This is a genomic window from Streptomyces sp. NPDC050617, from assembly GCF_040654795.1.
Lineage (GTDB): Bacteria > Actinomycetota > Actinomycetes > Streptomycetales > Streptomycetaceae > Streptomyces.
Genome location: NZ_JBFAIS010000010.1, coordinates 169,193 through 191,311 on the forward strand (window position 1 = coordinate 169,193; position 22,119 = coordinate 191,311).

At 71.5% G+C, this 22,119-nt stretch carries 20 protein-coding genes and 1 pseudogene; 6 read left to right on the top strand and 15 right to left on the bottom strand.

Annotated features, from left to right (window positions below; all coding sequences use genetic code 11):
- Positions 1-45: 45 nt before the first annotated feature.
- The 4 genes from AB0I49_RS16220 to AB0I49_RS16235 all read right to left on the bottom strand — a co-directional run bounded on the left by AB0I49_RS16220 (position 46) and on the right by AB0I49_RS16235 (position 3,667).
- Positions 46-1,179 carry a terpene synthase family protein gene (locus tag AB0I49_RS16220; RefSeq protein ID WP_363227594.1) on the bottom strand — a complete coding sequence of 378 codons (1,134 nt, stop codon included), beginning with the start codon at positions 1,177-1,179 and terminating at the stop codon, positions 46-48.
- On the bottom strand, positions 1,163-2,125 hold the full coding sequence (locus AB0I49_RS16225; protein ID WP_363227677.1) for a polyprenyl synthetase family protein: 963 nt from the start codon (positions 2,123-2,125) through the stop codon (positions 1,163-1,165). The genes AB0I49_RS16220 and AB0I49_RS16225 overlap by 17 nt, the downstream gene beginning before the upstream one ends.
- 154 nt (positions 2,126-2,279) lie before the next feature.
- A complete protein-coding gene (locus tag AB0I49_RS16230; RefSeq protein ID WP_363227595.1) occupies positions 2,280-2,471 on the bottom strand; it encodes a 1-deoxy-D-xylulose-5-phosphate synthase N-terminal domain-containing protein in 192 nt (63 codons plus the stop codon).
- Between the two features lie 554 nt (positions 2,472-3,025).
- A complete protein-coding gene (locus AB0I49_RS16235) occupies positions 3,026-3,667 on the bottom strand; it encodes a M15 family metallopeptidase (protein ID WP_363227596.1) in 642 nt (213 codons plus the stop codon).
- A gap of 293 nt (positions 3,668-3,960) precedes the next feature.
- Between AB0I49_RS16235 and alr the strand changes: the two genes are divergently transcribed.
- From alr to AB0I49_RS16250, 3 genes are all read left to right on the top strand, one after another.
- The gene (gene alr, locus AB0I49_RS16240) at positions 3,961-5,121 is read left to right on the top strand and encodes an alanine racemase (protein ID WP_363227597.1); all 1,161 of its coding nucleotides are present in this window, start codon (positions 3,961-3,963) and stop codon (positions 5,119-5,121) included.
- Entirely contained in the window at positions 5,118-6,137 is a 1,020-nt protein-coding gene (locus AB0I49_RS16245; RefSeq protein ID WP_363227598.1) for a D-alanine--D-alanine ligase, read from the top strand. Before alr ends, AB0I49_RS16245 begins: the two co-directional genes overlap by 4 nt.
- Before the next feature lie 4,524 nt (positions 6,138-10,661).
- Positions 10,662-10,937 (top strand): hypothetical protein, encoded by a 276-nt coding sequence (locus AB0I49_RS16250; protein ID WP_363227599.1) that lies wholly within the window; start codon positions 10,662-10,664, stop codon positions 10,935-10,937.
- Here AB0I49_RS16250 and AB0I49_RS16255 read toward each other — a convergent pair.
- The 4 genes from AB0I49_RS16255 to AB0I49_RS16270 all read right to left on the bottom strand — a co-directional run bounded on the left by AB0I49_RS16255 (position 10,915) and on the right by AB0I49_RS16270 (position 12,698).
- Entirely contained in the window at positions 10,915-11,250 is a 336-nt protein-coding gene (locus AB0I49_RS16255; RefSeq protein WP_363227600.1) for a hypothetical protein, read from the bottom strand. The two genes, AB0I49_RS16250 and AB0I49_RS16255, sit on opposite strands and share 23 nt — an antisense overlap.
- Positions 11,247-11,411 (bottom strand): hypothetical protein, encoded by a 165-nt coding sequence (locus AB0I49_RS16260; protein ID WP_363227601.1) that lies wholly within the window; start codon positions 11,409-11,411, stop codon positions 11,247-11,249. The genes AB0I49_RS16255 and AB0I49_RS16260 overlap by 4 nt, the downstream gene beginning before the upstream one ends.
- 226 nt (positions 11,412-11,637) lie before the next feature.
- Entirely contained in the window at positions 11,638-11,832 is a 195-nt protein-coding gene (locus AB0I49_RS16265) for a DUF397 domain-containing protein (RefSeq protein WP_363227602.1), read from the bottom strand.
- A gap of 11 nt (positions 11,833-11,843) precedes the next feature.
- The gene (locus tag AB0I49_RS16270) at positions 11,844-12,698 is read right to left on the bottom strand and encodes a helix-turn-helix transcriptional regulator (RefSeq protein ID WP_363227603.1); all 855 of its coding nucleotides are present in this window, start codon (positions 12,696-12,698) and stop codon (positions 11,844-11,846) included.
- A gap of 240 nt (positions 12,699-12,938) precedes the next feature.
- Between AB0I49_RS16270 and AB0I49_RS16275 the strand changes: the two genes are divergently transcribed.
- Complete coding sequence (locus tag AB0I49_RS16275) at positions 12,939-13,442, top strand: ATP-binding protein (protein WP_363227604.1); 504 nt, start codon at positions 12,939-12,941, stop codon at positions 13,440-13,442.
- Between the two features lie 17 nt (positions 13,443-13,459).
- Here the strand turns inward: AB0I49_RS16275 and AB0I49_RS16280 are convergent, their stop codons facing one another.
- Complete coding sequence (locus AB0I49_RS16280) at positions 13,460-15,679, bottom strand: MMPL family transporter (protein WP_363227605.1); 2,220 nt, start codon at positions 15,677-15,679, stop codon at positions 13,460-13,462.
- Positions 15,680-15,958: 279 nt separating this feature from the next.
- On the opposite strand from AB0I49_RS16280, the gene AB0I49_RS16285 reads away from it, so the two are divergent.
- On the top strand, positions 15,959-17,380 hold the full coding sequence (locus tag AB0I49_RS16285) for a sensor histidine kinase (RefSeq protein ID WP_363227606.1): 1,422 nt from the start codon (positions 15,959-15,961) through the stop codon (positions 17,378-17,380).
- A 38-nt stretch (positions 17,381-17,418) separates the two neighbouring features.
- Entirely contained in the window at positions 17,419-18,195 is a 777-nt protein-coding gene (locus AB0I49_RS16290; protein ID WP_363227678.1) for a response regulator transcription factor, read from the top strand.
- Here the strand turns inward: AB0I49_RS16290 and AB0I49_RS16295 are convergent.
- From AB0I49_RS16295 to AB0I49_RS16320, 6 genes and pseudogenes are all read right to left on the bottom strand, one after another.
- On the bottom strand, positions 18,119-18,547 hold the full coding sequence (locus tag AB0I49_RS16295) for a hypothetical protein (RefSeq protein ID WP_363227607.1): 429 nt from the start codon (positions 18,545-18,547) through the stop codon (positions 18,119-18,121). The genes AB0I49_RS16290 and AB0I49_RS16295 overlap by 77 nt on opposite strands.
- A 75-nt stretch (positions 18,548-18,622) precedes the next feature.
- Positions 18,623-19,555, bottom strand: a complete 933-nt coding sequence (locus AB0I49_RS16300) for a cation diffusion facilitator family transporter (protein ID WP_363227608.1) — start codon at positions 19,553-19,555, stop codon at positions 18,623-18,625.
- Positions 19,542-19,856, bottom strand: coding sequence for a gas vesicle protein (locus tag AB0I49_RS16305; protein WP_363227609.1), 315 nt, complete (start codon positions 19,854-19,856; stop codon positions 19,542-19,544). The genes AB0I49_RS16300 and AB0I49_RS16305 overlap by 14 nt, the downstream gene beginning before the upstream one ends.
- Positions 19,853-21,028: an SRPBCC family protein gene (locus AB0I49_RS16310; RefSeq protein WP_363227610.1), complete on the bottom strand. Its 1,176-nt coding sequence runs from the start codon at positions 21,026-21,028 to the stop codon at positions 19,853-19,855. Before AB0I49_RS16310 ends, AB0I49_RS16305 begins: the two co-directional genes overlap by 4 nt.
- Positions 21,015-21,794 (bottom strand): DNA primase, encoded by a 780-nt coding sequence (locus AB0I49_RS16315; RefSeq protein WP_363227611.1) that lies wholly within the window; start codon positions 21,792-21,794, stop codon positions 21,015-21,017. The genes AB0I49_RS16310 and AB0I49_RS16315 overlap by 14 nt, the downstream gene beginning before the upstream one ends.
- Positions 21,795-21,895: 101 nt before the next feature.
- Positions 21,896-22,117, bottom strand: a pseudogene (locus tag AB0I49_RS16320) (gas vesicle protein GvpG); the annotation flags it as partial.
- Positions 22,118-22,119: the final 2 nt, after the last annotated feature.

Genomic DNA, 22,119 nt, shown 5'->3' on the forward strand with positions numbered 1-22,119 from the left:
CCACCTTCGGGTTTCGCGCGGCCTGTGCCGCGAGAGGCGACCGGGCTACGGCGTGCGGAGGTTCGTGTCCGGTGTGTCGGGGAGGTAGAGGGTGCGGTCCGGGGTGAGGTGGAGCGTTCCGGAGGTGAGGCCGTTCCACTGGTGGTCGGATCCGTGGTAGCGGCGTGCGAGGTGGTGCCAGTGGATGTCTCCCGCCAGGAGGTATCGCAGTTCCTCGACATAGGCCTTCAAGTCGGCGCGGCTGGGGTGGTCGGTGATGATCCGCGCGCCGAGGGCGACGAACTCTTCTTCGCTCTGGCAGAACATGCGGTAGAGGGTGTCGACGGCTTCCTGGAGAGCCAGACCGTGTTCGTGCATGAGAGCGGTGACGCCGTTCATCGGGTCGCCTGAGAGGACGTCACGGCGGAAGCCCATGATGTCGTTCTGGTAGATCAGGACTCGGGTCACGAGTTCGTGCAGACCCGACAGTGATTCGCCCGGGGCGTCCATGTCCCGGCTCAGATCGAGGCCGAGCCCCGTCTCGATCAGCAGGTAGACCCAGTCCATGCCCACGCTGATCATGTGCAGGTCCAGGTAGTCGTCGAAGCCGAGTGTGCGCCCTTGGGCGACGATGGCGATCTCTTCGGCGAACCCTTCGAGCATGGTGGTGATGTGGCCCCTGAGGCGCTCACGCTGTCGGCCGGACATTGGGTTCGTGGCCCGGACGAAGAGTTCGGCGAACACCTCGCCCATGAGGGAGGACGGGTGCTGCGGCTCTCCCCGCATGACCGCGTGTATCTCCTCGAACAGGCCGCTCAACTCGACCGTGCCGGTGGGGTGATCAGGGTTGTGAACGTCGTAGGCGGCGATGTCGTCCAGGATGAACATGTACTGGAGAACGTCGGCGAGGGTCTGTACCCAGGCGGTGTCGGCGTTGGGGTGGGTCATTCCCGCCCACAGACCGTTTCGCTCGGCCAGGCGCTGCTCGATGTCGTCGAAGGCGGGCCCGAGGCGGGTTCGTATCCACTCGTTGGACGCGGTTTCCACCGCTTCGGTGTCCCGGTGCTGCCGGAGAGCGACCAGCTTGGGCATGTGGGGGAGACGGAAGCGGCAGGTGCCGGAGCCATCGCGCAGCCGGGCGAGCGAGCCGGGCTCCAGGCCGGGATCGAGGCCGGGCAGCGGGTCAGGGTGTGTGGTCATGCTGTTGCTCCTTATCTGATCGGTCCGGCGTCGAGAGCGTGTTGCTGCGCGAGGTGAGCGGCATGCCGAGGCGGGGCGCCTGCTGCGGAAGGCGCCGCGGCATCGGCAACTCGTCTCCCTGTACCTGGGCCGGTGGAGTCACGGGGTGTTGAGCGGTGTTTCGTGGCAGCAGCCGAGGGGCGGCATGTCCTGATTGCTCGCTCGGCTCGGCACGGGTTACCTGCCGCGCGGCCTCACCGACGGCGTACGGCTTCTGCTGCCTGGACCGCCCGATCCGCTTTGGGGCACCAGTCCTGGGGGAGGCCGGGGCACCCGCTCGGCCGCCGGAGACGGTGCTGATGTCGCGGATCTGCTCGGCCTCTCCTTCGGTCAGGTCGGGTTTGCCCAGCAGGCGCTGGAGTTGGTGACGGTGGGAGGGAGCGGCGTCCTGGACAGTGAGGGCGATGAGGACGGTGTTCTTGCCCTCGCGCAGGTCGTCCAGGGTCGACTTTCCGATGGCGGCCGGGTCGCCGAACACGCCGAGGAGGTCGTCGCGGAGCTGGAAGGCTTCTCCAAGGGGGAGGGCGTAGGCGGTGAGGGTGTCCATGAGGCTCTGGTCGGCGCAGGCGAGGTGGAGGAGTTCGTCCGACCAGACGAGGGCGAGGTCCCCGATCAGGATCGCGGCCCTCTCGCCCAACCGTTCCGCCGCCAGGGCGGCGCGGCGCGTACTGGGGACAGCAGTGTGCCGGTCGTAGTGCGCTGCTTGGGAGCGGTGGACGGTGGGCCGGCCTCGCCCGGTGGCGGAGCGGTCCATTACATCGTCGTGGATCAGCGCGAACGCGTGGAACAACTCCGGGGAAGCGGCCAGATGGTGCACGGCGCGCAGGGGGCCGGTGGCGCCGGCGGCGTGCCAGCCGGTAATGGCGAGCAGGGGCCGGAATGCGTTTGCCGCCCGCGCGCACGAAATCCGTCAAGGGGGCCGACAGGTCGGGCAGCTGGTCCGTTTTCCGTGCCAATTTACGGGCGAGGAAGAGCGCCAGGACGTTCTCGACCTCGGCTATGAAGCGGTCGGGGTCCAGCGGGGGCTCGGGCGTGGCCACGGGAGCGGGGCGGGTCATGGCTCATACGTCCTCTGACGGTGGGGGTGTCGTCGTCGGTGGGAACGGCAGGCCACCGGCCTGGTGCAGGAAGTCGAAACCGCTCTGGCGGCCGGCCGGCAGCTTGTGGACATGGGCCTGGTGGCCGATGTCGAAGACGGGCGCGTCCCGCGGCGAGTCGAACAGAGCAGGAATGTTTGCTATGTCAGGCGCCATGGCGCCACCTCGTCACAGTTCGCCCAGGCACAGCACAAAACTGCCGGGTATTTGCCGTTGCTCTGTACCCATCGCGGTGTCAGAGCGCTTGCCGTGCAGCCTCAGCGGGACCGAATCTTCGGCGTTTCGAAATCCGGCTCGCCATTCAATGAGCGGCTACTTGCTTTCATGTACCTATAGTCGGCGCGAGCCAACGCCCACACACGTCCCCCAGGCGTTCAACGCGTGAACGTGTTGAACGCCTGCGCGCTTGTGAAAAACCTTCCGTCCTCCTGGATCGCTTACGCCGTCCCCAGGGCCGGCCCCCGGTCCTGCTCGCGGGTGAGCGCCGGTGCCCCGCCCCCGGCCGAACCGGCTACAGCTTGACGGCCTGACCGATCTCGCTCAGCTCGCTCAGCGAGAGCCGCACCCGTAGTCGAAGCCGCACCCGTAGTCGAAGCCGCGGGCGGTTTCGATGCCGCCACGGTCGATCTTCTTGCGCAGGCGTCGATGTGCAGGTCGCCGATGCGCAGGTCGCCGAAGTTCAGTCGCGTTCCGGTGGCCGGGCGGTCCGTTCAGGCGGCGGCCGAGCAGGCGGGGTGGTGGGTGGGGAAGTCGAAGTAGGTGTGCGGGTAGGGCTCATCGGCGAGGGTGAAGTGCCACCATTCGGTGGGCAGGTTACGGAAGCCGGCCCAGGTCATCGCATGGTGCAGCACCTGTCGGGCGGCGCGGGCGGCGGGAGCGATCCCGCGGCTGTCGGTGTGGGACAGCGGGTCGAAGAAGTCGAACGGGGTGCCCAGGTCCATCGGCGCGCCGTCGGGGCCGGTGAGGGTGACGTCGATGGTGCTGCCGCGGCTGTGCCCGGAGCGGCAGTGGATGTAGTCGGGCCCGAACAGTTCCTGCTTGGCCACTCGCGGGTAGTACGCGGCCTTCGTCGCCTGGTCCTTCAGGTCGGCGGCCCAGCGGCGCATATGGTCCACGGCGCGCTGCGGCCGGTAGGCGTCCAGCACGGTCAGTCCGTACCCGTTGCGCTTGAGCAGCGCGCCGGCCTGGCTCAGTGCCTGCGCGGCCGGCAGGGTGAGCAGGCAGCTGCCGTGCTCGTAGCCGTCCAGCGGCGTGCCCACGAAGTTGTTGCCGCTCGCGTAGCGCAGGTCCTGGCCGATGGCGGGGTCGAAAGCGGATAGAGCTACGAAACCGGGGTGGGGGGACGGGGACACGGGAGTTCTCCTCGCGGGACGGTGCGGTGCGCGTGGCCAGGGCATCGCGGGGTGGTGCGGTGCCGCGCGGGGCCAGGGCCTCGCAGGACGGTGCGGTACGGCGCGGGGCCAGGGCCTCCTCGTCGGGGCGGGGCCGGTCGGTGGATGTGCGATCGTCCTCCACCCTCGGGGGCGTGTGCGGCAGGCTGATCGCGCGCGTGTATCAGCCGCGGCGCAATGCGGTCATCGCCTTGCGCGCCGAGTGATACACGCGCGAGGTCCGGCCGCCGCCTGGGCCGTCCAGGCTGAACACTGTGAACGATCCATCCCTCTGCCCATTGCTGCAGGTGGACCTCGACGCGATCGCGGCCAATACCCGTCAGCTCAGCGCACTGACCACCGCGGGACTGCTGGCCGTGGTGAAGGCCGACGCCTTTGGGCACGGCGTTACGGAAGTGGCCCGTACCGCGCTGGACCACGGGGCCGCCTTCCTCGGCACCGCCACCCTCCAGGAGGCGCTTGCCGTGCGCGAACGTGGCATTGACGCCCCGCTTCTGTGCTGGCTCACCGGCCCTTTCACCGACTTCGGCCCGGCCCTGCGGGCACGCGTCGACGTGGCGGCGCCCACCGTGCAGCACCTCGACGCGGTCGCCGCCGCCGCGCGTGCCACGGGCCGTCGTGCCCGCGTCCACCTGCACGCGGACGTCGGGATGGCGCGCGACGGCGCACCGGCCGAACTGTGGGGCGTACTGTGCCGGCACGCCGCACGGCTGGAGCGGGTGGGCCTCATCAAGACCGCCGGCGTCATGGGCCACCTCGGCTGCGCCGACGACCCCGCCGACCCGCACACCGGCGATGGCCTCACCCGCTTCCGCCGAGCCGTCGCCCAGGCCCGTCGAGCCGGCCTGCGTCCCGCCTACCGGCATCTCGCCGCCACCGCGGCCCTGATGACCTCCCCCGACACCCACCAGAACCTGGTGCGGATCGGGGCCGGCCTGTACGGCATCGGCCCAGGCGGCACCGGTGTGCCGCTGCGGCCCGCGACGACGCTGACCGCGCCCGTCACCACCGTCCGCGACGTGCCCGCCCGCACCCCGGTCGGCTACCACCATGGCCACATCACCGACCGGCCCACCCGCCTGGCCCTGCTGCCCCTGGGTTACGGCGACGGGCTGCCCCGCGCGGCCCAGGGCCGCGCCCAGGTCCTGGTACAGGGCCGACTACGGCCGGTGGTGGGCGAGTTCTCGATGGACCAGATCGTCATCGACGTCGGTGACGCGGGCATCGAACCCGGCGAGAGCGTCACCCTGCTCGGACCCGGCCTGCGCGGCGAACCCACCCTCGGCGACTGGGCCGCCTGGGCCCACACCCTGCCGCACGAGATCTGCACCGCTCTCGGCCGAGCCGCCCGCATCGAGCGCCGCCACCTGCCCGCCCAAGCCCGCCCCGTGCACCAACTGGAGATCCCCGCATGAGCACCACCGCCACCACAGTCACCACCGCTGCCACCGCCGCACGTCCGCTCACCGTCGCCGTCATCGGCGGCGGCCAGAACTGCGAGCACGACGTCTCCCTGGCGACCGCCGCCGCCATCCGCGACGCCCTGCCCGCCCCCTACACCGCCCTGGCCCTGACTATCGGCCCCGACGGCGCCTGGCGCGGCCCCGACGACCAGCGCCTTCCCGGCGGCCTCACCGACGCACTCGCCCTGCTGGCCACCTGCGACCTCGTCTTCCCCGCCGTCCACGGCCCCCGAGGCGAAGACGGCACCCTCGCCGCCCTGTGCGACCTGGCCGACCTGCCCTACGTCGGATCCGGCGTCCGCGCCGGCGCCCTGGCCATGGACAAGGCGACCACCAAACTCATCGCGCAGAACCTGGGCATACCCGTGGCACGCTCCGCCCTGGCCACCGCGGCCACCCTGGCCACCCCGGCAGAGGCCACCGCGCCGCTGCCCCTGCCCGTGGTCGTCAAGCCCGCCGCCGCCGGCTCCAGCCACGGCGTCACCCGCGTCGACACCCCCGGCGACTACTCGGCCGCCCTCGCCGCCGCACTCGCCCTGGACAGCCGCGTCCTGGTCGAGGAACACATCGACGGACGCGAAATCGACATCGCCGTCCTGCGGCGCGCCGACCAGACCCTCCTCGTCAGCCCGCCCCTGGAAATCGCCACCGAGGGCCGCTTGTTCGACACCACCCTCAAGTACGACGGAACGGCCGCGTTCCGTATCCCGGCGCCCCTCAGCCGCGCCGAACACGACACGCTCACCCGTCACGCCACGCGCCTCTTCGACACCCTGGGCTGCGCCGGCACCGCACGCTTCGACTTCTTCCTCACGTCCAGCGGCTTCGTCCTCAACGAAGTGAACACCACGCCCGGCCTGACCACGCACTCCCAGGTCCCCAAGATGTTCGCCGCCGCCGGCCTCGACTACCCCCGTCTACTGACCGAACTCATCACCAGCGCCCTTGCCACCCACGCCACGCCCTGACGACCCCGCCCCGATGACCCCGCCCCGCCCATCGTTGCTTCCACGGTTGGCCTCGGAGCACCGCCAGGGGGAGGGAGGGGAGGGGGTGGCCTGGGGTCGGTTCGCCGGGTGTGGGTGGGTTTGTGGTTGGGGTCAGGGAGGCTCGCTGCGCTTTGCGGCTGGCTGCTGCCGCGAGGTGGTTGCGGTGGGGTCGTTGGGTGGGGGCGCGGGGGTGGCGCGGGCCTGTGATCTAGGGGATCAGCGGAGGTGGGGCGGGGGTTGGGTGGCTACCTGACGGCCGGTGTGGAGTTGGGGCACCTGCGTGGCTGCCGCGTGGGGCGGCATTGCGCCCGGTCGGGTGCGGGCATCGTCTCGGACCCTGCGGGTCCAGAGCGCCAGCAGCGGCAGGGGAGGGGGCGGGCCGGGGTCGGTTCGCTGCCTGCGGGTGGGTTCGGGACTGAGGTGAGAGAGGCTCGCTGCGCATAGCGCTGGCCGCTGCCGCGAGGTGGTTGCGGTGGGTCGTCAAGCGCGGGGGCGGGAGTGGCGCGGGCCTGTGATCCAAGGGACCAGCGGCGGTGGGGCGGAGGTCGGGTGGCTACCTGGCGGCCGATGTGGGTTGGTGTCACGGATGGCTGCCGCGTGGGGCGGCATTGCGCCCGGTCGGGTGCGGGCATCGTCTCGGACCCTGCGGGTCCAGAACGCCAGCAGCGGCAGGGGAGGGGGGAGGCCGGGGCCGGTTCACTGCCTGCGGGTGGATTTGTGGCCGGGGCTAGAGAGGCTCGCTGCGCATAGCGCTGGCCGCTGCCGCGAAGTGGTTGTTCTGGGGCCGACGAGCGCGGGTGTGGGGGTGACTCGGGCCTGTGATTCAAGGGATCAGTGGCGGTGGGGCGGGGGTTGGTTGGCTACCTGGTGGCCGGTGTGGGGTTGGGTCACGGATGGCTGCCGCGTGGGGCGGCATTCGGCGTGAGCGGGCGCGGGTTTCGTCTCGGACCCTGCGGGTCCAGAGCGCCAGCAGCGGCAGGGGAGGGGGCGGGCCGGGGTCGGTTCGCTGCCTGCGGGCGGGTTCGAGGCTGAGGTTAGGGAGGCTCGCTGCGCATAGCGCTGGCCGCTGCCGCGAGGTGGTTGTGGTGGGGGCTTCGGGTGCGGGGGCGGGGTGACGCGGGCCTGTGATCACAAGCAGGGGCGGCGGGGTGCGGCGCGCTGCGCGTGGGGCGGGGCTTGGGGCCCGGGGGTAGTTTCCGCCCGCTGGGCGGGGGCTTGGGGTGGGGAAACCCCCATCTGGCGGCCAGCGTGACCGATATGCCCGGCCTGTGAAGTTGATGGGGCAACGGGGTGGGGTTACCGCCCACTTCCGTGTCCGGTAAAGCGCTTTTGTCGGGCGGTAACTCCACCCTACCCGCGAGTACCCCTGCGGAGCGCAGCGCAGTTTCTTGCGCCCCGGCCTCGGGCCGGGCGACGGACAGCCAACGGGCCCCAGCCTCCGTCCCCGCCGCTCTTGGATCACGGCACCGCAACCACGACACCCCCGCACCCCACCATCTCGCCACAGCCACTTCGCGGCAGCGGCCAGCCGCTAAGCGCAGCGAGCCTCTCTAACCTCAGCCCCCGGCACGGCGGCAGGCAGTGAACTGGGCCCGGCCCGCCCCCTTCCCTGCCGCTGCCGGCGCTTTGGGCCCGCAGGGTCCGAGATGAGACCGGCAGTCGGACCACGCCGAATGCCGCCCCACGCGGCAGCGCCCCACCGTCAGCCGAAGAACCCGCCGCGCGCCGTCGCCTGTCGTTGGATCACAGGCCCGAGCCCCACTCCGCCCGCACCCGAAGCCCTCACCGTTGCCACTTCGCGGCGTCGGCCAGCGGCGGCAGGGGGGGTGGCCTTGCCCGTCGGTCGGTGGGTGGCCGGGGTGAGAGAAGGCTCGCTCCGCTCTGTCGCTGGCCGCTGGCAGGCTGTTACTCATAGGTAGGGTGGAGTTGCCGCCCGACAAAAGCGCCATACCGGACCCGGAACCGGGCGGTAAGTGCACTCTGTTGAATGGCGGGCCTGGCGTATCGGGCATAAGGGGCGCGCTGGCTGTCGGAGCGGGGTTTCCCCGGCCTCGGGCCGCTCTTCTACGGGCGGGAACCCTCCCCGGCCAGTGCCCCCGCGTGCAGCGCCGCCGCCCATCGCCCGCCCGCCGTTGGATCACAGGCCCGAGCCATCCCGCATCCGCACCCGATGACCCCGCCACAGCTACTTCGCGGCAGCGGCCAGCGCTATGCGCAGCGAGCCTCTCTGACCTCAGCCCCCGACACGGCGGCAGGCAGTGAACTGGGCCCGGCCCGCCCCCTTCCCTGTCGCTGCTGGCGCTCTGGGCCCGCAGGGTCCGAGACGAAACCCGCGCCCGCCCACGCCGAATGCCGCCCCACGCGGCAGCCGCGCAGGTGCCTCAACTCCACACCGGGCAGCACGTAGCGAACTAACCCTCAGTCCCACCGCCGCTGGTCCCTTGGATCACAGGCCCGCGCCACTCCCGCTCCCGCGCTCGATGACCCCACCGCGACCGCTTCGCGGCAGCGGCCAGCGCTATGCGCAGCGAGCCTCCCTAACCTCACCCTCGAACCCACCCGCGCCCAGCGAACCGAGCCCGGCCCGCCCCCTTCCCTGCCGCTGCCGGCGCTTTGGACCCGCAGGGTCCGAGATGAGACCGGCAGTCGGACCACGCCGAATGCCGCCCCATGCGGCAGCACCCCACCGTCAGTCGAAGAACCCGCCGCGCGCTGTCGCCTGTCGTTGGATCACAGGCCCGAGCCCCACTCCGCCCGCACCCGAAGCCCTCGCCGTTGCCACTTCGCGGCGTCGGCCAGCGGTGGCAGGGGAGGGGTGGCCTTGCCCGTCGGTCGGTGGGTGGCCGGGGTGAGAGAAGGCTCGCTCCGCTCTGTCGCTGGCCGCTGGCAGGCTGTTACTCATAGGTAGGGTGGAGTTGCCGCCCGGCAAAAGCGCCATACCGGTCCCGGAACCGGGCGGTAGGCGCACTCTGTTGAATGGCGGGCCTGGCGTATCGGGCATACGGGACGCGCTGGCTGTCGGAGCGGAGTTCCCTCGGCCTCGGGCCGCTCTTCTACGGGCGGGAACCCTCCCCGGCCAGTGCCCCCAAGTGCAGCGCCGCCGCCCCCACCGCCCGCCGTTGGATCACAGGCCCGAGCCCTACCCCGCCCGCACCCGAAGCTCCCACCACAACCACTTCGCGGCAGCGGCCAGCGCAAAGCGCAGCGAGCCTCTCTAACCTCAGCCCCGCCCCCCGCCGCAGGCAGCGAACCGGCCCCGGCCGCCCCCTCCCCTGCCGCTGCTGGCGCTCTGGACCCGCAGGGTCCGAGACGAGAGCCGCAGTCGACCGGGCGCAATGCCGCCCCACGCGGCAGCCGCGCAGGTGCCTCAACTCCACACCGGGCAGCACGTAGCGAACTACCCCCCAGCCCCACCGCCGCTGGTCCCTTGGATCACAGACCCGCGCCACTCCCGCTCCCGCGCTCGATGACCCCACCGCGACCGCTTCGCGGCAGCGGCCAGCGCAAAGCGCAGCGAGCTTCTCTAACCTCAGCTGCGAACTCACTCGCAGGCAGTGAACTGGCCCGGGCCGCCCCCCTTCCCTGCCGCTGCTGGCGCTTTGGGCCCGTAGGGTCCGAGACGATGCGCGCAGTCGACCGGGCGCAATGCCGTCCCACGCGGCAGCTGTCCGTGACGCCAACCCGCACCGGCCGCCAGGTAGCCACCCGACCCCTGCATCCATCGCCGCTGATCTCTTGGATCACAGGCCCGCGCCACCCCCGCCCCTGCACTCCGCCAACTCACCGCGACCGCTTCGCGGTAGCGGCCAGCGCTATGCGTAGCGAGCCTCTCTAACCTCAGCCGCGAACCCGCCCGCAGGCAGTGAACCGAGCCCGGCCGCCCCCCTTCCCTGCCGCTGCTGGCGTTCTGGGCCCGTAGGGTCCGAGGCGAGACCGGCAGTCGGGCCACGCCGAATGCCGCCACACGCGGCAGCACCCCGCCGTTGGTCGAAGAACTCACCCCCGACCCATCGCGGCAGCGGCCAGCCGCCAGTGGTACAGGGCGTTGGAGCTTCTCCGGGCCCCAGTTGTTGGTACATGGGCCGCCCCTTCCAGGGCGCATGATCTGCGGATTGCCGGGCCCGGACCCGCCCGTGGTGACATACGCCAGATCCCTCGGCTGTTCACCGCCTGCCGCTGCCGGCCAGGCCGGGGAACCGCTCTCTTCTCGTCCAGGCCGTTCCGGGCCGCCGGGGCGGCCGTCGCCCGCAGGGGTCTCCTGTGCGTACCGACACCGCTCCAGCGAGCAGAACGAAGTCCTACGCCGTCTCACGGCCCTGTTCGGTGGGCTGCTGCTCGCCCTGCCCGGGGCGCTGGCCGCCGCCGGGCCCGACGGCGTCGACATCGTGCTGTTCGGGCCGGTCGATTCAGCCGATCCGGTGCAGGCCGGCACCGGCTGCACCTACGACTACGCCGTGCCCGGAGCGAACTCCGAAGTCTTCGGCGTGACCTCTTCCCTCACCTTTGCTCCACCTCGGACGCCGCCGACGTCAACGGTTCCCGGTCCACCACCATCACCGCGCCCGCCGCCGCAGCCACGAACCTTTCGGCCGACTGCACCACCAGCAGCGGCACGGCTCGATCGCGGGCGCCGCCGACAGCGCCAAGTCGTTCCGCCTCCCGCCCAACCTGCTCTCCCTCGGGCAGGTCTCGGTCACCGGCACCCGCACCGCCTCCGCCCCGAGTGACACCAACGCCGCCAACGACAGCGTCTCCGTCATCCTCGCCACCTGCCCGTAGCCCCCCGCCGATCGGCCTGACGGCCCGAACGTCGGCCCGCAACGGTCCGAGCGACCCCGAACTGACAACGAGACCGGGGCCGCCCAGCGGCCGAAGCACCTCCACCGCCAGGGGGGTGTGGCTCACCCGGGCCCCCGCCCCCTGCCGTCAGGGCGGGGAGCGGGAGCCGCAACGACTCGTACGACTCGGTGCGTTCCGTGCCGCAGGTCTGGCAGCGACGTATCCCTCCGCCCTCGACCCGCCACTGGCGTGCGTGGTCGCACGACGGGGGGAACCAGCCAATTGCCGTCACCGTGCGGCGAGTTGGCTTCACGCCTCTGCCTGTGGTGCCACCGGGTGGCCCTGCCCTTCGTGTCGTGCCAGGAGTACGCGACAGTCCAGTGCCGCGCTGGCGTCGCGCTCCCGTTCCGCCCTGGCGAGCTTCTCCGTCAGGGACTGGCAGTAGTCGCAGGTGGTGACGTTCTTCGCCGTCATGCCGCAGCCTCTCTCGTGGCCGTAACCGTTGTACGGGCAGGGGGAGTTGCGTCCGCCGTGCCGGGCGGGGCTGCTTGGGTGCAGCCCCCGCTACGGCGACGCGCTGTGACGGTAGCGTCACAGCTCGATCGTGGCAAGAGTGCTACGTGGCAGATATGTCGAACGGTTCACGACAAGAGCCCCTCGCCGCTGGGGCTGAGGGGCTCGATCGCTGGTCAGCGACGGGTTAACCGGCGAAGTGGTCGAACTTCCCAGCCTGAACACCCTTGATGAGCGCGGCAAATTTGCTACGGCTCGTGCTCGTGCGCGCGTTCGGGGTGTCACTCTCGCGGATCATTATGGTGCCGCCCCGCTCCGCGATCTCGACGCAGTTCTCGCCCCCTGCGCCGGAGAAGGAAGACTTCTGCCATTTCGGTTCCATGCTTGGATTTCTCACAGTTCTCGCGCGATGTGGTGGATGAGCTGCCGTGATTCTGTTACGTCGAGTGCGGCGGCTTCTGCGGTGTCGAGCAGCGCCCGGTATTTCTTGAGTTCGGCGTCGGCGTCCAGGAAACGCCCTCCCAATGCGCTGTCGATCTGGACGGTGTCCAACTGTGGGACGACGCCGCCGGCGTACAGGACCGGTTGCGTGGCTTCGATGAAGCTTTCGCAGGTGAAAGGGATGACGCGGACGGTGACGCTGGGCCACTCCGAGACTTCCATGAGGTATTCGAGCTGCGACCTCGCCACCTTGCGTCCGCCGAAACGCATGCGCAGCGCGGCCTCGTGGATGACCGCCTCGAACTGTGGCGGGTCTTGTCGCTCGAAGACGCTCCGACGTCGCATCCGGTGTTCCACGCGCACGTCCGCCTCGTCGGAGGGGAGGGCGGGTACGTGGCCGGCGTAGATGGCGCGGGCGTATTCCTCGGTCTGGAAGATGCCGGGCATGGTGACGGATTGCATGGAGCGCATGAAGGTCGCGTGGTGTTCGAGCTCCGCGATATCGAGGAATCCCGGAGCGAGCAGTCCGCGGTACTCGTCCCACCAGAATTGGCCGCGGTGCTCGCGCGCTATGGCGCAGAGCGCGTCGATCAGTTCCGCGTCGTCGCACGAGTAGAAGGTGGCCAACCGGCGGATGCGTTCCTCGGAAACACCGATCCTGCCGGATTCGGTGTGGCTGATCTTCGCTTGATCGGTCGACAGCAAACCGGCCGCCTCGCGCGCTGCCCTGCCCGCGCTTTCGCGCAGCTTCCGCAGCTCGGCACCCAAGCGCGCCTGACGTGCGGTCGGGTTGTCCCTCGCTGGCATGTCACCTTCCCCTGTCTGGTCGGAGTGTCCCGCGTAACCGTGCCATGGTCCACCCGTTCGCACTACCAGTGCCCGCCTACTTGCTACGTAGCATGTATGCCACTAGCTTTCAGGCAGCACAGCGCCCCATGCCAGTAAGACCGCAGTGCAACCGCTCGGGCATGCCCGCAGGGCGTGTCCGTGGAGGCCGAGCCACGACGGCAAGCAGCGCGTGCTACCGACGCGTTGGGAGACGTAGCCATGAGCCTTGTACCCCGCAACCGCCACCCGGAAGTTCCGCAACGCCAGTCGTTCCGCGTCAGCCTGCCGAGCGGCGTCCTCGCCCCGAAGATCGCTCGGACGCTCGTATCCGATCTGCTGGTCCTGACCGACCACGGCTGTCTCGCCGACCCCGCCCAACTGCTCGTCAGCGAGATCGTCACGAACGTGCACATGCACACCGGCACACCCGTCGTGCACGTCGACGTGGCCGTGCGGTTCGCCCGTATCCGCGTGGCCGTGTGGGACGACGCGCCCTACGTACGGCCGCAGTTGAAGGAGGAGCGGGACGCCGACGAGCGGGGGCGCGGGCTGCACCTCGTGCACGCGCTCGCATCGCACTGGGGCGTGACGTGGCCCCGTAGCAACGAGCAATCCATCGCCAAACACGTGTGGTTCGCGCTCGATCACGAGGACAGGGAGGAGCTCGCAGCGTGCGCCGTCGCCGCGGCTCCTCCGAGGGCGAACCCGACGTCCCCTGAGTGACGCGAGTCGCCCGCGCCTCAGCGCGACGTCCGGACCTGCTCGGGTTCGGGGGCGCCGACCCCGTCCGTACGGTGCCGCGAGGGCCCGTCCCCCGCAGCCGGCCCCGGGCGGACCGGCCACCAGATGGCCCGGCCGAGGAGCGCGGCGAGCGCGGGGACCAGTACGAGGGAGAGGACGAGCGCGGAGAGCATGATGCCGAGCGTCATGGCGAAGGCGATCTGCTCGTTGCCCGGGGTGGCGGCGAGCGTGGCGAAGGAGGCGGCGAGGACCAGACCGGCCGTCGCGATGGCCGGGGTCGTGTGCCGTACCGCGCGGGCCACGGCGGCGCGGGCCGGGCCCGGTCGTCGCATCTCCTCCCGGATCCGGTCGCTGATCAGGATGTTGTAGTCGGTGCCCAGCGCGACGACGAACAGGAACAGCACCAGGGGGAGGGTGAAACTGACGCCCGGTTCGCCGAGGCCGTGCTGGAACAGCAGGGTCGCCGCGCCGAGAGTGGCGGCGAAACCGAGGCCGACGGAGAGCATCAGGATCACCGGTGCGAGCAGGCTGCGCAGGAGCAGCAGCAGGATCAGCGCGATCAGCGCGGCCGCGACCGGGAACACGATCCTCAGATCGTGGTCGACGGCGGTCGAGATGTCGGCGAAGATCGCCGCCGTGCCGCCCACGTGGGCCGTCGTCCCGGCGGGCGTGTGCTGGGCGACCGCGGCCCGGATCGGCCCGGAGGCCAGGTCGCGGGCGCGCTCGCTCCGCGAGTCCGCGGTCGGGTAGACGTCGATCCGGGCGGCTCGGCGGTCATCGTTCAGTACGGTCCGTGCGACCTGTCCCACGCCCTTGACCTGGGTGAGCGCGTGGGAGAGGCCGTCGAGCCGGCCGGTGGTGAGGGCGCTGCCGTCCTCGGCGGTGACGAAGACGCTCGTCGGGTCCGAGACGCCGGCGGGCAGCGCACGGGAGATCTCGGCCGCCGTGGCGGCGGAGGGGGTGCCGTCGCCGGAGTCGCCCTGCCCGTAGTCCATGCGGAGGCCGACCAGACCGGCCCCGAGCGCGGCGAGCAGCGCGACGGAGGCGGCCAGCATCGTCAGCGGCCGTCGGCCGACCAGCGCCCCGAAGCGGGCGGCACGGCCCTCGCGCGGCTCGTGGCGGAGGGTCCGGGACGGCCAGAACATCTTGCGCCCGGCGGCCGCGAGCAGCGCCGGCATCAGGGTGAGGCTCCCGGCCAGCATCACCAGGACGGCCACGGCGATCGCGGGGCCCATCGAACGGAACTGCCCGAACGTCGCCACGCCCAGCGTCGCGAACGCGGCCACGATGGTCAGCGCCGCCGAGGCGATCGCCGTGCCCACCCGGCCGGACACCTGCTCGGCCGCCTCGCGGGCGGGCTGCTCGGGCCGGGCCCGCAACTGCTCGCGGAAGCGGAACAGCAGGAACAGCAGGTAGTCGATGCCGATGCCGAGCAGCACCACCGAGATCAGGTTCGGGGTGCCCGCGTCCAGCTTCCGCCCGGTGAGCATCGCGGCGCCCGCGACGGCTCCTCCCGCCACGCCGCCGATGAAGGCGACCGTGAGCAGCGGCAGCAGGGCCGCCAGCACGCTGCGGAACGCCAGTACGTTCAACAGGATGATGAGCCCCATGATGAGGGCGCTGCCGACCTTGGCGGCGACCTCGTGGGCGTCGGTGGTGTCGACGGTGTCGGCGAGGTCCCCGGTGAACCCGGTGCGCATCCCCGCCTCGGCGAACTGCGTCCGGGCGGCGTCCCGGAAGGCCCGGTAGACGCCCTGGACGCCCTCGTCCGTGGGAGCGCCCCTCAGCTGGACGGAGAGCAGTTCGAAACTTCGGTCGGGCACCACCATCGCAGGGGCTATGGCAGGCGTCTGGGAGCGGTCGGGCACCAGGAACGCGGGCTTGTCGTCCACCCTCGGCATGACGACCCGGCGCTTCGCGAGCTTCGCCGCCTCGTTCTCGATCCGCTTCTGGTCGGCTGCGCCGAGAGCCTTGCCGTCGGAACGGGCGACCAGCACCGTCACCGTGGTGGCGTCGGCGTCCACCCCGAACCGCTCCTCGGCTACGCGCAGCGCGGCGGCCGAGTCGTAGCCCTGGGGCAGGAAGTCCCCGGTCCGGTTCTGGGTGACACGGGCCATCAGGGCCGGGGCCAGGGCGCTCAGCACGACCCCCAGCACCGCCCAGACGACGATGACCTTCCACGGGTGCTGGGTGGAGTACCTGGTCAGGGCGCGGATCATGCTGTCCTCCGGCGGACGGGCTCGAAAAGGAAGGGGGAGGGAGAGGAGGGGAGGGGGGTCGGCCGGTGTTTCCGGACGGACTCCAGCCCATCACCGTGACCGGGCCCCGGGCGTCGTGGCAGCGGATGATCCGGACCGGGGGACCTGGGTCCTTTCCCGGGCGCGACCAGGAGCCTGGTCCTGGTCCTGGGTGCGGGAGGCGTCCGTGAACCGCTGCCGCCACCGGCCCCTGTGCAACCCTGTTCAGGGGGCCGGGAGGCCGTACACAGAGGAAACGACATGCCCAGGAGCCGTCACACCGGTCCCGCCGACGCCCAGGAACCACCGCACGCCGCCGACACGGACAACGCCGGCGGGGCCGACAACGCCGGCGGGGCCGACAACGCCGGCGGGGCCGACAACGCCGGCGGTGTCGGCAGCGCCGCCGACATCGACAACGCTGCCGGCACCCGCAGCACTGCCGACGCCGACAGGGGCGGCAGCGCCGAGCCGCCGTGGTCGCGCAACGACGCGCTCGTGGCCGCCGGTGCCTGCGCGATGAACCTGCTCAGTTACGTGTTCTTCGACGCTCCCGGCGGCCGGAGCGAGGTGAGCGTGCTCGGGTTCGTCCTCGTGGCGCTGGCGGCCGTGCCGCTGCTCGCCCGGCGCCGGTACCCGGTGGCGACGCTCGCCGCCGTGCTGGCCCTCGACGCGACGGCCGCGCTGGCCGTACCGCTGCCCAGCCACTTCGGCGCCGTCCTGGTGGTCGCCGTGTACCAGGTCGCCAGGGACTGCTCCGGGCGCGGCACGGCGGTCGCGGCCGTCGCGACGGTGGCGGTGACGCTGCTGAGCCAGAGCGGGGGCCGGATTCCGCCCTGGCAGGAGGTGATCACCCCGCCGCTCTCCACCGTGATCGTCGTCGCCACGGGCCTGGCGGTCAAGCGCTGGCAGCGGGAGGTGGCGGCCAACCGCAGGCTCCTCGCCGACCGCGCGGTGGCCGACGAACGCCGCCGCATCGCGCGGGAGTTGCACGACATCGTGGCCCATCACATCACCACCATGCAGCTGATGGCCGGCGGCGCCCGAGCCAACCTCGGCGAGCCGGAGGTGGTCCGGGACGCCCTGGTCACCCTGGAGTCCTCCGGACGGCTCGCGCTGCGCGAGATGCGCCAACTCCTCGACGTACTGCGGGCCGGCGACGAACCGGAGGCCGCTCCATCGCTGCCCCAGCCGGGCGCCGACGACCTCGGCCGGCTGGTGGACGAGTCCCGCCTCGCCGGGCTGCCGACCGAGTTCGACGTCCGCGGGCCGCGGCGCCCGCTGCCGCCGACCGTCGGGCTCACCGTGTTCAGGATCGTCCAGGAGGCGCTCACCAACACCCGCAAGTACGCGGGGGCCGCCCGCGCGACCGTATGGCTGACGTACCGTCAGGACGCGGTCGTCGTGGAGGTACGGGACGACGGCGGGGGCGCGCCGTCGCAGGAAGCGCCGTCGGCTTCGGGAACGGGCGGTTACGGCCTGATCGGCATGCGCGAGCGCGTTGCCCTGCACGGCGGCACGCTGACCGTCGGCCCGCTGCCGGGCGGAGGGTTCGCGGTGGTGGCCGATCTGCCGCTGCCCACCGACGAGGCGACGGAGGGGGCGCAGCCGAAAGAGAACGCTGACGCCGTCCATGACGAATCGGGCGAGGCAGCGGCCCACAGCGAGGGAGCACATCGATGACCGGGCCCGAAAGCGGGAGCACGCGGACGCCACCGGAGATGCCGAAGGCCCCGCAGATGCCGGAGACACCGGAGACGCCGAAGATCAGGGTGTTGATCGTGGACGACCAGCCACTCGTCCGGCGCGGCCTCTCGCTGATCCTCTCCCCCGATCCGGCCTTCGAGGTGGTGGGCGAGGCCGAGGACGGCGCGCAGGCCGTCGAACTCGCCGGCCGACTGGCCCCCGACGTCGTGGTGATGGACGTCCGGATGCCCGTACTCGACGGGGTCGGCGCGACCGAGCAACTGGCCGCCACCGTGCCCGGCTGCCGCGTCCTGGCCCTCAGCACCTTCGACCTCGACGAGTACGTCGTGGGCGCCCTGCGCGCCGGAGCCTACGGATTCCTGCCCAAGGACAGTTCCCCGGAGGACCTGAGCGCGGCGATCCGCACCGTCCACGCCGGTGACGCCGTCGTCGCGCCGCGCCTGCTCACCCGGCTGATCTCCGCCTACGTCCGTACGCCGCGCGACGCGCGATCGGCCCCGGCCTCCCGAGGCGGTCATCCCGGCCGGAGCGACCTGACCGCCCGCGAGGTCGAGGTGTGGCACCTGATGGCCACCGGTCTCGACAACACCGGGATCTCCCGTGCCCTGGACATCAGCCCGTCCACGGTCAAGAACTACATCACCAGCATTTTCGACAAGCTGGCCGTCCGCGACCGCGCCCAGGCGGTCATCGCGGCCTACGAAACGGGCCTGGTCACCGCCGGCGACGCGGCCCGACACCGGCCCGGTGGCGAGTCCGGCGGCGGACCCGGTGACGGTTCCGCCCGGTAGCGGCCCCGAGGCCCGGGCCCAGGCCCGTACCGGTGGCGCCCTCGCCCACCCACCGGCGCGCGTCGTTGTGCGCGACGGCCCGTGCCGCTGTCGGCGCTGCCACCTCGGTCGCCGCTCCTACCTCGGTCGCTGCTGCCACCTCGGTCGGCGCTGTCGCCTCGGCCACCGCTGCCGCCTTGGTCGCCGCGGTCAACTCGGTCGCCTCGGTCACCTCGGTCGTCGCGGTCGCTTCAAAGGGGCCCGGCTCCGGCGGCGGCAGCATCACTTCCTCGTAGCGGCCGAGCGCCAGCACCATGCCGAGTGCCGCGGGCGGGATCAGTAAGGCGATGAGTACGACGGCGAGCGCTGCCATGGCCCTGTCCTTCCGTGAGAACAGCGTCCGAGTCACCCCGCGCGCGCCCGCGCAAACCCCGCTCCGCCGGCGCGCTCACGGCCGTTTCGGGGGCGCTTCCGTCACGTCGAGGAACACCTGGTCGGCCTGGGGCCAGGTGCGCGCCACCGAGCGCTTGATGCGCTCCGAGACCGTCTCGACGTCCTCGCTGTCCAGGCCGGGCACCAGGTCGATACGGGCCGCCACGAGCGTCGAGTCGAGGCCGAGCCGCATGGTGAGCAGCGTGGCCACGTTGTCGATCTCGGGCTGGGCGTCCAGCAGCGCCCGTATCCGGCCCCTCAGCTCCGGGTCGACGGCCTCGCCGATCAGCTGGCCCCTGGAGTCCTTGCCGAGCCGGTAGGCCACGTACACGAGCAGCAGCCCGATGGAGAGCGAGGCCGCGGCCTCCCAGAACACCTCGCCCGTGGCCATGTGCAGCACCATTCCCGCGATGGCGAGCACGACGCCGAGCACGGCGGTGCCGTCCTCCGCGACGACGGTGCGCAGCGCCGGGTCCCCGCCCAGGCCCGTACCGGGCTGATCACGCACCTGGTGCAGCGCGCGCAGCAGCGAGCCGCCCTCGGCGCCCAGCGCCACGCCGAGGACCGCGAGGCCGGTCGCGTAGCCGCCGGTGGTCTCCTGTCCGTTCGAACGCAGCGCCTCGACGCCCTGGAAGAAGGAGAAGCAGCCGCCCATCACGAAGATGCCGACGGCGGCGAGCAGCGACCAGAAGTACCGCTCCTTGCCGTAGCCGAAGGGGTGCCTGCCGTCGGCGGGGCGGCGGCTGCGGCGCAGGGCGGCCAGCAGGAAGACCTCGTTCATGCTGTCGGCGACGGAGTGCGCGGCTTCGGAGAGCAGCGCGGGGGAGCCCGTGGCCAGGCCGCCGACCGCCTTCGCGGCGGCGATGAGCAGATTGGCGGCCAGCGCCACGAGGACCGTCACCCGTGTCTTGCGGTCGGTACGGGCTTCCCGCCGGTCAGGCGGTGTCACGGTGTTCCAGCTCCGCCAAGCGGTGCTGCAACCGTTCGTTCTCCGCGGCGAGTTCGCGGTGACGGGCTCCGGAGGAGAGCGACGGGTCGTCCTCCCACCAGTCGATGCCCATCTCCTTGGCCTTGTCGACGGAGGCGACGATCAGCCGGAGCTTGATGGTCAGCAGCTCGATGTCGAGCAGGTTGATCCGGATGTCGCCCGCGATGACGATGCCCTTGTCGAGTACGCGCTCCAGGATGTCGGCGAGGTTCGCCCCGCCTTCGGGGCCGTACGTACTGGGGAGGCGGCTCGCGGTCGTCATCGGCGGCCGCGGTTCCCGGCGTGCGCGTACTCCCGCTGCTTGCGCGCGTCCGTGTCCTCGCCGTCGTCATCGACGTCGGCCTCGTCCTCGGCGTCCTCGTCGACCAGTTCGCCTTCGCCTTCACCTTCGCCTTCGACGTCGGCCTCGTCCTCGTCCTCGGTCTCGTCCACGTCCTCGGCTTGGTCGTCCGCTTCCGCTTCCGCTTCCGCGTCGGTGTCCTCGGCCTCGTCGTCGTAGGAGTCCTCGGCGTCGGCTTCCTCCTCGGCCCCGTACCGGTCCTCGGCCTCGTCCTCGGCCCCTTCCGTACGGTCCTCCTCGCCGCCCTCTTCCCGGCCTGCCTCGCGCTCCTCCTCCGCGACCGCGTCCTCGTGGCTGACCACGACCTCGCCGTCCCGGATCTCGCCCCGCCAGCCGTCCTGGGCCTCGCCGCGCAGTGAGATGTGGCGTGCGAAGTTCTTGAGGTCCAGCCGGGCGCGGCGGCCCTGGGCGCGCCAGATGTTGCCGGTCCGCTCGAAGAGGCCCTTCGGGTAGTACTCGATGATCAGCAGCACCCGCGTGAGGCTCTCCGCCAGTGCGTGGAAGGTGACGACGCCCTTTGTGGTGCCCTTGGCCCCTTCCGAGGTCCATACGATCCGGGCGTCCGGCACCTGTTCCGTGGTGCGCGCCTTCCAACTGCGGGTCGACCAGAAGATCTTGAGCTTCCAGTCCGAGGCGGTGTCGTCGGCGGAGTCCGCGCTCCGGACGCCCTTGGCGAAGGTGGAGAACTCCTGGTACTGGGTCCACTGGTCGTACGCCTCGCGCACCGGAACCCCGACGTCCACGGACTCCACGATGACGGTCGGCTTCCGGCCGCCGCCGCCCTTCTTGCGCTTTCCGCCGCCCAGCCCCTTGGCCGTCTCCACCACGTTGTCCTTGAGGTGGGACGCGCCGGCCTCCAGGGCGCTGCGCACCGGGCCCTTGCCCTCGGTGATCTTCCGGCCGCTGTCGAGCGCCAGCTTCGCGAAGCCGGGGCTGCGGCCCTCCGCGATGTCGGTCAGCTTCACGGTGCTCTCGCCGAGCTTGCGGCCCGCGCCGGTGAGCAGGCGCTCGGCCTGGGCGAGCGCGTACTTCTGGAGCTCCGTCTTGAGGCGGTCCACCGCCGGGTTGGCGGTCAGGGACTCAGCCACGGTCACCACCCGCCTTCCTCGTCCGCGATCCGGCTGTCCCGCCGCCGGTCTTTCCCGCGGTCTTCCCCGTGGTCCTTCCTGCGGTCTTTCCGGCGGCCGTTCCGGTGGTCTTCCCCGCGGACTTTCCCGCCGTCCTTCCGGCTGTCCTCCCGGCCGTCTTTCCGGCGGGCGCCTTCTTGGACGCCGTGCGCTGCGCGGACTTGGCGGCTCCGGCGGCCTTCCCGGTCGTCCTGGTCGCCCCGGTCGTCGTGGACCTGCGCGCCGACGGCTTCCGGCGGCTCCCGCCGCCCGCCGTGGCGGATTCCTCCGCGTCGCCGTCGGAGCCGGCGGCGGATTCCTCCTCGCCGCGCTCCTCGCCGCGTTCCTGGCCCTGCTCTTCGCCGCGCTCTTCGCTGTCGTCCTCGCCGTCGTCCTCGCCGTCGTCCTCGCTGTTCAGGACGGAGCCCGGAACCACACCCGACAACCGGTCCTGCACCCCGGCCGTACGGTCGTGCAACCGGTCCGCCAGCCCCTCCAACTGCCGGTTGACCAGCGCGCCGGTCGCGGCCTTGCCGACCCCGCGCAGGTCCTCCCGCAACTGGTCGCCGATCTCCTTGAACTGGGGGTTGTCCGCCAGTTGCGCGGCGGCGAAGTCCGCGATCGACTTCGGGTTCAGCTGGAGGCGCTTGCCCATCACCAGCGTCCCGATGCCGAAGGCGAGCTTCGCCTTCTTCGTCCGCCCGAGCACGTATCCCGCGCCCACGGCGAGCCCTACTGCCAGCCGGCTGTTCATATCTCTCCCGTTCTCGTCTGTTGCGTGTGCGTCTGCCTCTGCGTCTGTGCCTGTGGTTCGGTCTGCGCCTGAGCCTGTGCCTGCGGCTCGCTCTGCGGCTGTCGCGCCTGAAGCCGGTCGAGGAGTTCGTCCTCGCGCCGGTCGAACTCGTCCTCGTCGATCTCGCCCGCCTCCAACCGCCGCGACAGCGCGGCCAGTTCGCGCTGTACGGCCGACGGGTCGTAGTACTGCCGCTCGGCCTCGGTCACCACCTGCCGCAGCACCCAGCCGGTGCCGCGCAGCGGGGCCATGGGCAGGAGCAGCAGTTCTCCCAGGAGGCCCATGC